This is a genomic window from Pseudomonas sp. URMO17WK12:I7 (assembly GCF_003269045.1).
GTDB classification, from domain to species: domain Bacteria; phylum Pseudomonadota; class Gammaproteobacteria; order Pseudomonadales; family Pseudomonadaceae; genus Aquipseudomonas; species Aquipseudomonas putida_J.
In genome coordinates this window covers 1-13836 of the sequence record NZ_QLTL01000034.1, presented here as the reverse complement: position 1 = coordinate 13836, position 13836 = coordinate 1, and the positions used below count along the sequence as shown (strand labels likewise).

The following is a 13836-nucleotide window of genomic DNA, read 5'->3' as shown; positions in this document are numbered from 1 at the left end:
TGGCGTCCCCTAGGGGACTCGAACCCCTGTTACCGCCGTGAAAGGGCGGTGTCCTAGGCCACTAGACGAAGGGGACGAACCTTCTTACCTTCAAGACCCGGTTGCTGGACCCGGTCTTGCTTGACAGCCTTGGCTGTCAAACGGAATTTGGTGGAGCTAAGCGGGATCGAACCGCTGACCTCCTGCATGCCATGCAGGCGCTCTCCCAGCTGAGCTATAGCCCCACAATGTCGCTCTGAACAGAACCGCTGGCTGGGTGCCTGGCGCTTCGTTTTCGTTCATCGCTGTGGACGGGGCGCATATTAAGATCGGATTGCACACCTGTCAAACTAAATTTTGAAAAAAATCGAAATTTTTTTCACAGATAACAATCACTTACCGCCCTGCCCTGCTGAATCGAAACGCCACGCCCTTGTAGGAGCGGCCTTGCCGGGGCGCCGGACCGGTCGGAAAGGACCGCAGAGCGATCCCTCGTATTCAGCATCAACCATGGATCGCCGGGGCCGCTTTGCGGCCCTTTCCGACCGGTCCGGCGCCCCGGCAAGGCCGCTCCTACAGGACTGCGAAAGGCTGTCAGGCGATGTTGGCCAGCAGCTTTTCCCATTCCTTGTTTTCTTTCTTCGACACACCACCGAGCAGGTCCAGGGCCTGGCGCAGGCGATAGCGTGTCAGGTCGGGGCCAAGGATCTCCATGGCATCGAGCACCGAAACCGAGCTGGCCTGGCCGGTAATGGCGGCGAACATCAGCGGCATGGCGTCACGCAGCTTCAGTTCCAGCGCTTCGACCACGGCCTGGATGCAGCCCGTGATGCGTTCTTTCTCCCACTGGCGCAGGCTTTCCAGTTTCCACAGGATCAACTGCATGACCTGGCGCACCTGGTCGGCGGACAGCTTCTTGCTGTCGAAAAGCTTGGCATCGAGCTTGAGCGCGCCTTCGAAGAAGAATCCACCCAGCGGGGCGATCTGGCTGAAGGTCTCGACCCGGCCCTGCACGTGCGGGGCGATCTTCATCATGTAGTCGCTGTTGAACGCCCACTGCTGCACCCGTGCGGCAAACTCTTCCACCGGCAGCTCGCGCAGCCACTGGCCGTTGAGCCAGGACAGTTTCTCGATGTCGAAGATCGGGCCACCCAGGGAAATACGCGACAGGTCGAAGTGCTCGACCATCTCGGCCAGGGAGAATTTTTCGCGCTCGTCCGGCATCGACCAGCCCATGCGGCCGAGGTAGTTGAGCATCGCTTCGGGCATGAAGCCCATGCGCTCGTAGAAGGTTACCGAAGTCGGGTTCTTGCGCTTGGACAGCTTGGACTTGTCCGGGTTACGCAGCAGCGGCATGTAGCACAGCTTCGGCTGATCCCAACCGAAGTACTCGTACAGCTTGATCAGCTTAGGAGCCGACGGCAGCCACTCTTCGCCACGCAGCACGTGGGTGATGCCCATCAGGTGGTCGTCGACCACGTTGGCCAGGAAGTAGGTTGGCAGACCGTCGTTCTTCATCAGCACCTGCATGTCCATGCGGTCCCAAGGAATTTCGACATCGCCACGGAGCATGTCCGGAACCACGCAGATGCCTTCGCTCGGCACCTTCATGCGGATCACGTGTGGCTCGCCAGCGGCCAGGCGGCGCTGTACTTCCTCGTCGCTCAGCAGCAGGGCACGGCCGTCGTAGCGCGGGGTTTCACCACGGGCCATCTGCTCGGCGCGCATCTGCTCCAGCTCTTCGGCGGTGCAGAAGCAGTAGAAGGCGTGACCGGCGTCAACCAGCTCCTTGGCGTATTTGGCGTAGATCTCGCCACGCTCGCTCTGCCGGTACGGGCCATGCGGGCCGCCGACGTCCGGGCCTTCGTTCCATTCGATGCCGAGCCAGCGCAAGGCGTCGAAAATCTGCTGTTCCGACTCGCGCGTCGAGCGCAGCTGGTCGGTGTCTTCGATACGCAGGATGAACTCACCGCCGTGCTGCTTGGCAAAGCAGTAGTTGAACAGGGCGATGTAGGCAGTGCCAACATGGGGGTCGCCAGTGGGCGATGGCGCGATACGCGTGCGAACGGTGGTCATGGAGAGTCTCGAACGAAAGATGAAACAAAGGCGGGATGTTAGCAGGGAGCAGGCACCGGGCTCCAGCAATGGCGCGAACGACACTTGTCGACTGGCCATCTGCCGCTGTTAAATTTAGTGACATTTCTGGAACGATAGTCCTCATGCCTGCCCAACTCAAACGCCGCCTGGCGATCTTCTTCACCCTGGTGGCCATCATCGCCCTCGCCTTCCTGGCCGAGTGGTACTTCAAAGGCCGCTTCTACGAAAGCACCGACAACGCCTATGTGCAGGGCGAAATCACCCGTATATCCAGCCAGCTCGGCGCACGCATCGACGAGGTACGGGTCGACGACAACCAGCACGTGAACAAGGGCGACCTGCTGGTGCGCCTGGAGGCCGCCGATTTCCAACTGGCCGTGGACCGCGCCCGCGCCGCCTTGGCCACCCGCGAGGCCGAGTATGCACAGGCACAAAGCCGCCTGACCCAACAGAGCAGCCTGATCGCCGCCGGCCAGGCCCAGGTATCAGCCAACCAGGCGACCTTCGACCGCTCGCGCCTGGACCTGAGCCGCGCCGAAAAGCTGCGCAAACCCGGTTTTGTCTCAGAAGCGCAGGTCACCACCCTGTCGGCAGATACCCACGTGGCCGGCTCCCAGGTCGATAAAGCCCGTGCCGACCTGCAAGGCCAGCGCCAGCAGGTCAACGCCCTGAATGCCGACCTCAAGCGCCTCGACGCCCAGATCGCCAATGCCCATGCTGACCTGGCCCAGGCCGAGCTGAACCTGAGCCGCTGCGAGGTTCGCGCCCCCTTGAGCGGCACCATCGGCCAGCGCAATGCCCGCAATGGCCAGGTGGTGCAGGCTGGCGCTTACCTGTTGTCGATCGTGCCCGATGAAAACATCTGGGTGCAGGCCAACTTCAAGGAAACCCAGATCGGCAAGATGCAGCCCGGCCAGCGCGCCGAATTGCTGTTCGACAGCTACCCCGACACCCCGATCGAGGGCCGTGTCGACAGCCTGTTCGCCGCTTCCGGTGCGCAGTTCAGCCTGTTGCCGCCAGACAACGCCACCGGCAACTTCACCAAGGTGGTGCAGCGCATTCCGGTGAAGCTGACCTTCGCCGCCGATAACCCGTTGCATGGGCGCATTCGCCCCGGCATGTCGGTCACTGCTACCGTCGACCTGCGCCGCGAAGACGAAGGCCACGATGGCCGGTGATCAACTGCTCCGCCCTACTGCGGAGCCGACCCGGCGCGACTGGATCGCGGTGATGAGCGTGATGCTCGGTGCCTTCATGGCGGTGCTGGATATCCAGATCACCAACTCCTCGCTCAAGGACATCCAGGGCGCGCTGTCAGCGACCCTGGAGGAAGGCTCATGGATTTCCACCTCGTACCTGGTGGCCGAGATCATCATGATTCCGCTGACCGCCTGGCTGGTGCAGCTGCTCTCGGCGCGGCGCTTGGCGGTGTGGGTGTCTGGCGGTTTCCTGCTGTCTTCGCTGCTGTGCTCGATGGCCTGGAACCTCGAGAGCATGATCCTGTTCCGTGCGCTGCAGGGCTTCACCGGCGGTGCTCTGATCCCGCTGGCTTTCACCCTGACCCTGATCAAGTTGCCCGAACACCACCGCGCCAAAGGGATGGCAATGTTTGCCATGACCGCCACCTTCGCCCCGTCCATCGGCCCCACCCTGGGCGGCTGGCTGACCGAGAACTGGGGCTGGGAATACATCTTCTACATCAACATCCCGCCTGGGCTGGTGATGATCGCCGGCCTGCTCTACGGGCTGGAAAAGAAGGAAGCGCACTGGGAACTGCTGAAAAGCACTGACTATGCCGGCATCGTCACGCTCGGCCTGGGCCTGGGTTGCCTGCAGGTGTTTCTTGAAGAGGGCCACCGCAAAGACTGGCTGGAATCGAACCTGATCGTCGGCCTGGGCACCGTGGCCCTGATCAGCCTGATCACATTCGTCATCCTGCAGCTTTCCAAGCCGCACCCGCTGATTAACCTGCGCATCCTCGGCAACCGCAACTTCGGCCTGTCGAGCATTGCCAGCCTGGGCATGGGCGTGGGGCTGTACGGGTCGATTTACCTGCTGCCGCTGTATCTGGCACAGATCCAAGGTTACAACGCCCTGCAGATCGGCGAGGTGATCATGTGGATGGGCATTCCGCAGCTGTTTCTGATTCCACTGGTGCCACAATTGATGAAAGTGGTCTCGCCCAAGCTGCTATGCGCCCTGGGCTTCTGCTTGTTCGGTGTCGCCAGCTTTGGTTCGGGAGTGCTGAACCCCGACTTTGCCGGGCCGCAGTTCAACCATATCCAGATCATCCGTGCCCTCGGCCAACCGATGATCATGGTGACCATCTCACTGATTGCCACGGCGTACATCCAGCAGCAGGATGCCGGGTCGGCGTCGAGCCTGTTCAACATTCTGCGCAACCTGGGCGGGGCGATCGGCATTGCCTTGCTGGCGACCTTGCTGGATGCGCGGACCAAGGTCTATTTCGATTACCTGAGGGAAGCACTGGTGCCAGGCAACCCGCAGGTGGCGGAGCGCTTGGCGCAATTGGCGGAGCGCTTGGGCAATGACAATGCGGCGCTGGGCAAGTTGAGCGAGATTGCCCACCAGCAGGCACTGATCATGGCTTACAACGATGCGTTCCACTTTGTCGGGATCGGCTTGGCGGTGAGCATGGTGGCTGTGTTGTTGACTCGCAAGCTGCCGGAAGGGTTGAAGGCTGGCGAAGCCCACTGACTTGCGCACCTGTGGGAGCGGCCTTGTGTCGCGAAAGGACCGCTAAGCGGTCCCGGCGATTTATGAATTGATGCTGAATACGAGGGACCGCTTTGCGGTCCTTTCGCGACACAAGGCCGCTCCTACACGAGACCATGCAGGGTTCAGCCGGTGATCAAGCGCTCGCGCAGCTGGGTAATCTCGTCACGCAATTGCGCGGCGGCCTCGAACTCCAGGTCGCGGGCAAACTGCATCATCTTCTCTTCCAGCTGCTTGATGCGTTTGGTGATTTCACCCGGTGTACGCAACTCGGCCTCGTAACGGGCGCTCTCCTCTGCAGCCTTGGCCATGCCCTTGCGCTTCTTGCTGCGCGCGCCGGGCACGGTGGCACCTTCCATGATGTCGGTGATGTCCTTGACCACACCCTTGGGCACGATGCCATTGGCCTGGTTGAAGGCGACCTGCTTCTCGCGGCGCCGCTCGGTCTCGTCGATGGCACGCTGCATGGAGCCGGTGATGTTGTCGGCATACAAGATGGCCCGGCCATTGAGGTTGCGCGCAGCGCGGCCGATGGTCTGGATGAGCGAGCGCTCGGAGCGCAGGAAGCCTTCCTTGTCGGCATCGAGAATCGCCACCAGCGACACCTCGGGCATGTCCAGGCCCTCGCGCAGCAGGTTGATACCTACCAGCACATCGAAGGTGCCCAGGCGCAGGTCGCGGATGATCTCGACGCGCTCCACCGTGTCGATGTCCGAGTGCAGGTATCGCACCCGCACGTCGTGGTCAGCCAGGTAATCGGTAAGGTCTTCGGCCATGCGTTTGGTCAGCGTGGTGGCCAGCACCCGATCGCCCTGATCGACGCGCTTGCGGATCTCCGACAAGAGGTCGTCGACCTGGGTCAGCGCCGGGCGCACCTCCACCTGCGGGTCGACCAGGCCGGTCGGGCGCACCACCTGCTCTATCACGCGGCCTGCATGCTCTGCTTCGTAGGGGCCCGGGGTGGCCGAGACGAAGATGGTCTGCGGGCTGACATCCTCCCACTCGTCAAAGCGCATCGGCCGGTTGTCCAGTGCCGAAGGCAGGCGGAAGCCGTATTCGACCAGGGTTTCCTTGCGCGAACGGTCGCCCTTGTACATGGCGCCGACCTGCGGAACGCTGACATGGGATTCGTCGATCACCAGCAGCGCATCAGGTGGCAGGTAGTCGTAGAGGGTGGGCGGTGGCGCACCGGCCGGGCGGCCGGACAGGTAGCGCGAGTAGTTCTCGATACCGTTGCAGTAACCCAGCTCGAGGATCATCTCCAGATCGAAGCGGGTACGTTGTTCAAGGCGCTGGGCTTCGACCAGCTTGTTGGCCTTGTGCAGGTACTCCAGGCGGTCCTTCAGTTCCTCCTTGATGCCCTCCACCGCCTCCAGCAGGGTTTCCCGCGGGGTGACGTAGTGGCTCTTGGGGTAGAACGTGAAGCGTGGCAGCTTGCGGAAGACCTCGCCCGTCAGCGGGTCGAAGGCGGCGATGTTCTCGACCTCGTCGTCGAACAGCTCGATGCGGATGGCCTCAAGGTCGGATTCGGCCGGGAAGATGTCTATAACGTCACCGCGTACGCGGAAGGTGGCGCGGGCAAAGTCCATTTCGTTGCGGGTGTACTGCAGGTCGGCCAGGCGACGCAGCAGGGCGCGCTGGTCGAGCTTGTCGCCGCGGTCGACGTGCAGGACCATTTTCAGATAGGTCTCGGGGCTGCCCAGGCCATAGATGCAAGACACCGTGGTGACGATGATCGCATCGCGCCGTTCCAGCAGCGCCTTGGTTGCCGACAGGCGCATCTGTTCGATGTGGTCGTTGATCGAGGCATCCTTCTCGATGAAGGTATCCGACGACGGCACGTAGGCCTCTGGCTGGTAGTAGTCGTAATAGGAAACGAAGTACTCCACCGCGTTGTTCGGGAAGAACGCCTTGAACTCGCCGTACAGCTGCGCCGCCAGGGTCTTGTTCGGCGCCAGTACCAGGGTTGGCCGCTGCACCTGCTGGATGACGTTGGCGATGCTGAAGGTCTTGCCCGACCCCGTCACCCCTAGCAGGGTCTGGTGCGACAGGCCCGCGTCGATGCCTTCGACCATCTGACGGATGGCCTCGGGCTGGTCGCCGGCCGGCTGGAAACGGGTGACGAGCTGGAACTCGGACATGACGGACCTCGCGGTAACGCAGCAACTGTAAATTTAGCCAGTAGTCTATACCCAAATGCGCCCTTCAGGGGCCGGAATCAAGGCCACGCTGTGAACGCGCATTACGGTGGACCGGGCAATTCGACCAATGGTCGAAATTTTTTTGCGCAAATCGCCGGAAAACCTGCGCCAAGCTGTCGCAGTGACCGGTCGGTATCACTATACTGACTCCCCGTTTGTGCACCGCTTCAGTGCATTCGGCTGGAGCGTGTACGCCCTATCACTCTCCAATCAGAGCCGAAGTAACAATGAGCCTGTTTTCCGCTGTCGAGCTGGCACCCCGCGACCCTATCCTGGGCCTCAACGAAGCATTCAACGCTGACCCACGTACCGACAAGGTCAACCTGGGCGTAGGCGTTTACTGCAATGAGGAAGGCCGCATTCCGCTGCTGCGCGCCGTGATCGAAGCCGAGACCCAGCGTGCCGCCCAGCACGCCTCGCGCGGCTACCTGCCGATCGATGGTATCGCCACCTACGACCAGGCTGTACAAAAGCTGCTGTTCGGTGCCGAGTCGCCACTGCTGGCCGCTGGCCGCGTGGTCACCGTGCAGGCTGTTGGCGGTACTGGTGCTCTGAAGATCGGTGCCGACTTCCTCAAGCGCATTTCGCCGAACGCCGTGGTGGCCATCAGTGACCCAAGCTGGGAAAACCACCGCGCGCTGTTCGAAAGCGCTGGTTTCCCGGTACAGAACTACCGTTACTACGACGCACCGAGCAACGACGTCAACCGTGCCGGCATGCTTGAAGACCTCAACGCCCTGCCGTCTGGCTCGATCGTGGTGCTGCACGCCTGCTGCCACAACCCGACCGGCGTCGACCTGACCCTGGACGACTGGAAAAACGTCCTGGAAGTGGTCAAGGCCAAAGGCCACGTGCCGTTCCTCGACATGGCGTACCAGGGCTTCGGTGACGGCATCGGCGAAGACGCCTTCGCCGTGCGCCTGTTCGCCGAGTCGGGCATGGAATTCTTCGTTTCCAGCTCGTTCTCCAAGTCGTTCTCGCTGTACGGCGAGCGCGTTGGTGCACTGTCGATCGTCACCGCCTCGAAAGACGAAAGCACCCGCGTGCTGTCGCAGGTCAAGCGTGTGATCCGCACCACCTACTCCAACCCGCCAACCCACGGCGCGACCATCGTCGCCACTGTGCTGAACAGCGCCGAACTGCGTCAGATGTGGGAAGCCGAGCTGGGCGAGATGCGCGAGCGCATCCACGGCATGCGCAAGCAGATGGTTGCGCTGCTGGCCGAATACGGCGCCAACCGCGACTTCAGCTTCGTCGGCCGCCAGGTGGGCATGTTCTCCTACTCGGGCCTGACCGTTGAGCAGGTTGCCCGCCTGAAGAACGACTTTGGCATCTACGCGCTGGATACCGGCCGCATCGCCGTCGCCGCGCTGAACCAGAGCAACATTCACGTGGTCACCAAGGCCATCGTCGAAGTGCTGTAACTGCTTGATTTGGCTTTCGAATTGTTAGGGGGTGGGTTGACTTCCCCCTGGCAATCGGTAAGATACGCACAGATTCCGCGATAGCTCAGTCGGTAGAGCAAATGACTGTTAATCATTGGGTCCCTGGTTCGAGTCCAGGTCGCGGAGCCAAATACTGAGAAAGCCCCCGAATGCGCAAGCATCGGGGGCTTTTTCGTTGTGGCTGAAATCAGTTTTTCAGCGGCTCGGTCACCGGCTTGCCGTCATCCACCAGGCTCCACACCAGCAATTTGGCAGGCCGGGTCTTGCTGGCATTGCGCGAAATGCTGTGCACGGTACCGGGCGCTTCGTACCAGTACTCACCTGCCTTGTAGGTCTTTTCCTGTTCGTCGTTCAGCTTCGATACCACTGCCCCTTCCAGTACATAGGCCATTACCGCGCCCGGATGCTGGTGGGCGGGTGAAGCTTGCCCGGGGGCATAGCTGACCGTGAGCATGAACGCGCTTTTGCCTGGTGCATTCGAGGGTTGTTGTTGCTGCAGGATTTTGACCTGGTTGGCGGCGTCGCCGTGGGCCCAGGCAGTAGCGTGGCCACCGAACACTCCAGTGGTAATGAGCAAGGCAAACGCAAGGTGGGAAGTTTTCACAAGGTTTCTCCTGATTGGCAAGTGCCTGCAGGTTAGGCCCAGTGGCACACGGCGCAAACGGCCAATCAGGAGAAAAAACAGGGGGCCAGCGGCAATCGGCCTCAGCAATGGCGCCCGATCGGGTAGAACTCGCCGTGGCTCCAGACCCCGAGCCACTCCTCGCCCTCGATCATGCGCGGTACCGCCAGGTCGACCAACTGGTAGAACACATTGCGATGGATAAGCGCTTCCAGGTTCGTACGCATCAAGACGTAGGGTGACGGCTCCTGGGTAAGCGGATCGATCTCGACCCGCAACGGGTTTTGCGGCCCCGCCTCGGCCTGGTCCTCGACATTGCTGGTAAAGCGCAGCACCTGCGCCTCACCACTGCCCAGCACTTCCAGCGTCACCGCCACGAATGGCGCATCATCGACGCGGATACCGACCTTCTCCACCGGCGTGATCAGGAAATAGTCATCACCATCGCGGCGAATGATGGTGGAGAACAGGCGAACCATCGGTTTGCGCCCGATGGGGGTTCCCAGGTAGTACCAGGTACCATCACGGGCAATACGCATGTCGATATCGCCGCAAAAGTCCGGATTCCACAGATGCACCGGCGGCAGCCCCTTGTGCTTGGGAATCTGCGCCAGTAGATCGTTGGCCTTGCCGGAATCCGTCATCACCCTGCCCTCACTCGCTCATGCCTAGAAGGCTACGAGCGTACTCGCGCATCGGTGCGCCAAGCAAATCCTGGGGCGACTGGTCGTGGAACGTCAACAAACCGCCACGGCTCTTGATCCGCGCCGTGTCGATCAGATAGCGCGTGTTGGTTTCGATCAGCATCATCTGCACCACACCGGTATCCCAACCCAAACGGTCGACGGCCTGTTCGTCATACCACTCGTCGCCATTGCCGATACGGTCATCGGTGTGGGCGAAGCGGGTATACAACACATAGTCGGCGCCGACCGAACGCGCCTGGGCAATCGCTTCCTCCAGGCCCAGCGGGCCTTGGGCGCGACGCACCAGCGGGAAATACTCGACGAAGCTCTTGAACGCTTCCTCGGCCACCGCGTTCTGTTTCGGCACCGGGCCCTTGCCTGGCGGCATGAACGCGCCTTGGCCGATAAAGATGAACGAATCAGGCTGCAGGCGAATCGACAGGGTACGACGGGTGTCGCTGTGGTCCAGCAGGCCGGCATCGCTCATGTGGTAACGGACACCCTCGCCCATATCGCTGACATTCATGCAACCGCCCAACGCCATCAGCGTCAGCAGCAAGACCAGGCTACGCATCTTTCCTCCAGTGGCCGGTGACGAAAAACCGGCGAATAGCCGGCGGATGCAGCTTTTGCGCCAGCTTCAGCCGCCAATCACCTTCATCACCGTCACTCCCCCGGAGAATGCCAACTCCTGCTTGTCCGCCAGGGCCTTCACCAGCAACCGCTGCAAGCCTGGAAGCGCCAGATGACGGGGCTTTTCCAGCAGGTCGCCGACAAAATGACGATTACCCGAAGACAGGCAACCGTGCAGCCAGCCGGTAGAGGACAGACGCAGGCGCGAGCAGGTACGGCAAAACGGCACGCTTTCGTTGGCAATGACGCCGAAATGGCCGTGCCCTGGGATCTGGTAACGCAGCGCCGTCGCATCGAGCGGAGCGTCGACCTGTTGATAGCCATACCTGCCACCAATCACATCGAGCAATGCATCGAGCCCGACAAATTGCTGCAGGAACGCATTGCTGTCCCGGGCCAGGTGCCCCATGCGCATCAGTTCGATGAAGCGCAGTTCGAAACCGCGCGCCATGCAATAGTCGAGCATCGGCAGCACCTGATCGAGGTTCTGCCCACGCATCGGTACCATGTTGACCTTGATGCGCATGCCCATGGCACTGGCCTTGTCCATGCCTGCCAATACGCTAGCCAGATCACCACCACGGGCGATGCGGCGGAATGCCTGGGGATCGAGGGTATCGAGGGACACGTTCAAGCGGCGGATGCCGGCCGCCTGCAACTGCGGCAGCTTGCGCGCGAGCAGCTGCCCGTTGGTGGTCAGCGAAATGTCGTCAAGGTCGAGCTTGGCCACCGCCGCCAGAAAGGCATCCAGCCGAGGGCTGACCAGCGGTTCGCCACCGGTGATGCGCAAACGCTCGATGCCGGCGGCTTCAATGAGGTATGCCACACCACGCGCCAAGGCTTCAGCCGACAGCTCGTCCTGGGCAGCGACCAGGCGCTTGCCATCCGGCACGCAGTAGCTGCAGGCATAGTTGCAGGCAGCCGTCAGGCTGACGCGCAGGTTGCGAAAACGCCTGCCTTGACGATCGACGATCATGGATGACTCCGGCATGGATGAATCGGGGCTGGCAAAACTTGACTCATGGTTCAAGTTTTTGCAAGTCCCCATTTCACGCCAGGCTCACCCTGGGATAACGCGTGCCGTCTAGTTGGTGGCTTCCGGATCACGCTTGCGCTTGTTACCCATTCGCACGCCGATGTCCATGAGGAACTGGAAGAAGCCTTCCTGATCCTCCAGCACATTGCTCCAGAACGGCGAGTGGTACAGCGCCACGGCGCCGTGCACCAACGCCCAGGCGGCGCAGTAGTGGAAGTACGGTGGCACGTCTTCGAGCTTGCCTTCGCTGATGCGGCCCTTGATCAGCTGGGTCAGGCGGTCGAAGTTGGATGCACGGATGCTGTGCAGTTCCTCGACCATTTCCGGCACCTGGTTGCCCTTGACCACCTTCTCTTCCAGACGGTCGAACAGCCGGTAGCGCTGTGGGTCGCGCATGCGGAACTCGAAGTAGGCGCGCGACAGCGCTTCCTTGTCGCGATCGACATCGGCCGAGTGCAACAGCGCATTCAGGTCACGCTCATAATCGAGCATCAGGCGCAGGTAGATCTCCGCCTTGGACTTGAAGTGCTTGTAGATCGTGCCTTTGCCGATACCCACGGCGTCGGCGATCATCTCGACGGTGACGCTGTCTTCACCCTGTTCGAGGAACAGCTTCAGCGCTGTATCGAGGATTTCCTGTTCGCGACGGCGAAACTCACGGACCTTACGAGGTTCTTTCTGCATAGGAAGGACTGGATGACATTGAAGCGGTTTATTATGCCTAACTTGCAGGAAATTGCACGGATCATCCAACCATGTCTATGTTTCACGATGAGTTCGAACTGGCGCCGGGGTTGCGTTACCTGAACCATGCGGCCATCGCGCCCTGGCCGCGCCGGGCCAGCGAGGCGGTGGCACGCTTTGCCCGTGACAACGTACGCCTGGGTGCGAGCGACTACCCAAGCTGGCTAGCCACGGAGCGCAGGCTGCGCGAAAGGCTGGCGCGCCTGATCAACGCCCCCTCCTGGGCAGACATCGCGCTGGTGAAGAACACATCCGAGGCGCTGTCACTGGTCGCTTTCGGTCTCGACTGGCATGCCGGTGACCAGATAGTGATCAGCGATGAGGAATTTCCCTCCAACCGGGTCGTCTGGGAAGCGTTGGCCGAGCGCGGCGTGGGGCTGACCCAGGTGAGCCTTACCGGGCCAGATCCGGAAGCCGCGCTGCTCGCCGCCTGCGGCCCGCGCACGCGCCTGCTGGCAGTGAGTGCCGTGCAGTACGCCAGCGGGCTGCGCCTTGACCTGCCTCGTCTCGGCGAGGGCTGCCAGGCACGCCAGGTGCTGTTCTGTATCGATGCCATCCAGCAGATTGGCGCCCTGCCCTTCGACGCGCAGCGCTACCACTGCGATTTCGCCATGGCCGACGGCCACAAGTGGATGCTGGGCCCCGAGGGCCTGGGCTTGTTCTATTGTCGCGCCGCCTTGCGCCCGCAGCTGAGGCTGCATGCCTATGGCTGGCATATGCTCGAACGTCTGGGCGACTTCGAGCACCGCGAGTGGAAGCCAGCCCGAAGCGCCAGGCGCTTTGAATGCGGCAGCCCGAACATGCTGGGTGCATGTGCCCTGGAAGCCAGCCTGTCATTGCTGGAGGAAATCGGCATGGACGAGGTTGGCCGACAATTGCAACTGCGAGTGGATCAACTGCATCACGGTTTGGCCGGTATTCCCGGGATACACCTGCACAGCCCCGTGGCCCAGGAAAAACGGGCGGGTATCGTGACTTTCAGCCTTCATGGGCAGGACAGCGAGGTTCTCTATCGAGGGCTGCTGGCGGAACAGACAATCTGCGCATTGAGAGGGCCCGGTGTACGATTTTCGCCACATTTCTACACCAGCGAACAGATGATCGACGAAGCTGTCCAGCAAGTAAGGCGTCTTGCCATGCATTGAAGGAGGAAGGGAAGGCGGGCGTATTCCAAATCTGTTTAAAAAACGAACAGAGAAGCACTGGCACTGCGCCAAACCTGACCAATACTTGAAGTGTTGGCGCGGCGCATCCCCCCCAAGTGGCGCGCCGATAAAGGTGCTCAGGGACCGCGTACCTTTGTTTTACTCCTAATGGTCTTAACCCGGATTCCCCCCCCAGAACCCGGGTTTTTTTTGCCCAGAGCCAGCTGCCCAGTGCTAGCTCTTGCTCTTGCGCTTGCGCTTGCGCTTGCGCTTGCGCTTGCGCTCGCTCTTGCTTTTGCTTTTGCTTTTGCTTTTGCTTTTGCTTTTGCTTCTAAGCGCGCGATAGTTCAGGCGACGCAGAGTGCGACTTCAGGAGGCCGAACGCAGGCGTCTGGAGGGCCAGGGTGCGTAGCACCCCTTCGGCGTAGCCGAAGGCGCGAGATGTAGACTTGCGTAGCAAGTCGTAGGCCGCGCGGGCCCGGAGGGCGCCGGAGTGAGGGGACCCCGGAGCG

At 61.5% G+C, this 13836-nt stretch carries 11 protein-coding genes and 3 tRNA genes; 5 read left to right on the top strand and 9 right to left on the bottom strand.

All coding sequences use genetic code 11. From position 1 onward, the window contains the following. The 3 genes from H040_RS27005 to gltX all read right to left on the bottom strand — a co-directional run bounded on the left by H040_RS27005 (position 1) and on the right by gltX (position 2055). A tRNA-Glu gene (locus H040_RS27005) sits at positions 1-76 on the bottom strand. A 72-nt stretch (positions 77-148) separates the two neighbouring features. Further along, positions 149-224, bottom strand: a tRNA-Ala gene (locus H040_RS27000). Positions 225-573: 349 nt separating this feature from the next. Beyond that, positions 574-2055, bottom strand: a complete 1482-nt coding sequence (gene gltX / locus H040_RS26995; RefSeq protein WP_027919163.1) for a glutamate--tRNA ligase — start codon at positions 2053-2055, stop codon at positions 574-576. Positions 2056-2198: 143 nt separating this feature from the next. Here gltX and H040_RS26990 point away from each other — a divergent pair, with 143 nt between their 5' ends. After that, positions 2199-3254: an HlyD family secretion protein gene (locus H040_RS26990; RefSeq protein WP_027919164.1), complete on the top strand. Its 1056-nt coding sequence runs from the start codon at positions 2199-2201 to the stop codon at positions 3252-3254. A gap of 49 nt (positions 3255-3303) precedes the next feature. Then, positions 3304-4794: an MDR family MFS transporter gene (locus H040_RS26985; RefSeq protein WP_177326701.1), complete on the top strand. Its 1491-nt coding sequence runs from the start codon at positions 3304-3306 to the stop codon at positions 4792-4794. A gap of 143 nt (positions 4795-4937) precedes the next feature. Here the strand turns inward: H040_RS26985 and uvrB are convergent, their stop codons facing one another. Further along, positions 4938-6953: an excinuclease ABC subunit UvrB gene (gene uvrB / locus H040_RS26980; RefSeq protein WP_027919166.1), complete on the bottom strand. Its 2016-nt coding sequence runs from the start codon at positions 6951-6953 to the stop codon at positions 4938-4940. Positions 6954-7240: 287 nt separating this feature from the next. Here uvrB and H040_RS26975 point away from each other — a divergent pair, with 287 nt between their 5' ends. Continuing rightward, on the top strand, positions 7241-8437 hold the full coding sequence (locus tag H040_RS26975) for an amino acid aminotransferase (protein WP_027919167.1): 1197 nt from the start codon (positions 7241-7243) through the stop codon (positions 8435-8437). Positions 8438-8511: 74 nt separating this feature from the next. Next, positions 8512-8587 (top strand) — tRNA-Asn (locus H040_RS26970). Positions 8588-8645: 58 nt separating this feature from the next. On the opposite strand, the gene H040_RS26965 is transcribed toward H040_RS26970, so the two are convergent. The 5 genes from H040_RS26965 to H040_RS26945 all read right to left on the bottom strand — a co-directional run bounded on the left by H040_RS26965 (position 8646) and on the right by H040_RS26945 (position 12119). After that, positions 8646-9035, bottom strand: coding sequence for a cupin domain-containing protein (locus tag H040_RS26965; protein WP_050437221.1), 390 nt, complete (start codon positions 9033-9035; stop codon positions 8646-8648). Positions 9036-9163: 128 nt separating this feature from the next. Continuing rightward, on the bottom strand, positions 9164-9724 hold the full coding sequence (locus H040_RS26960; protein ID WP_027919169.1) for a DUF1285 domain-containing protein: 561 nt from the start codon (positions 9722-9724) through the stop codon (positions 9164-9166). 10 nt (positions 9725-9734) lie between these two features. Then, positions 9735-10340: a DUF4823 domain-containing protein gene (locus H040_RS26955; RefSeq protein ID WP_027919170.1), complete on the bottom strand. Its 606-nt coding sequence runs from the start codon at positions 10338-10340 to the stop codon at positions 9735-9737. A 66-nt stretch (positions 10341-10406) separates the two neighbouring features. Beyond that, entirely contained in the window at positions 10407-11375 is a 969-nt protein-coding gene (locus H040_RS26950) for a GTP 3',8-cyclase MoaA (RefSeq protein WP_027919171.1), read from the bottom strand. Positions 11376-11483: 108 nt separating this feature from the next. Further along, on the bottom strand, positions 11484-12119 hold the full coding sequence (locus tag H040_RS26945) for a TetR/AcrR family transcriptional regulator (RefSeq protein WP_008096393.1): 636 nt from the start codon (positions 12117-12119) through the stop codon (positions 11484-11486). 71 nt (positions 12120-12190) lie between these two features. On the opposite strand from H040_RS26945, the gene H040_RS26940 reads away from it, so the two are divergent. Further along, on the top strand, positions 12191-13324 hold the full coding sequence (locus H040_RS26940; RefSeq protein WP_027919172.1) for an aminotransferase class V-fold PLP-dependent enzyme: 1134 nt from the start codon (positions 12191-12193) through the stop codon (positions 13322-13324). Positions 13325-13836 lie beyond the last annotated feature (512 nt).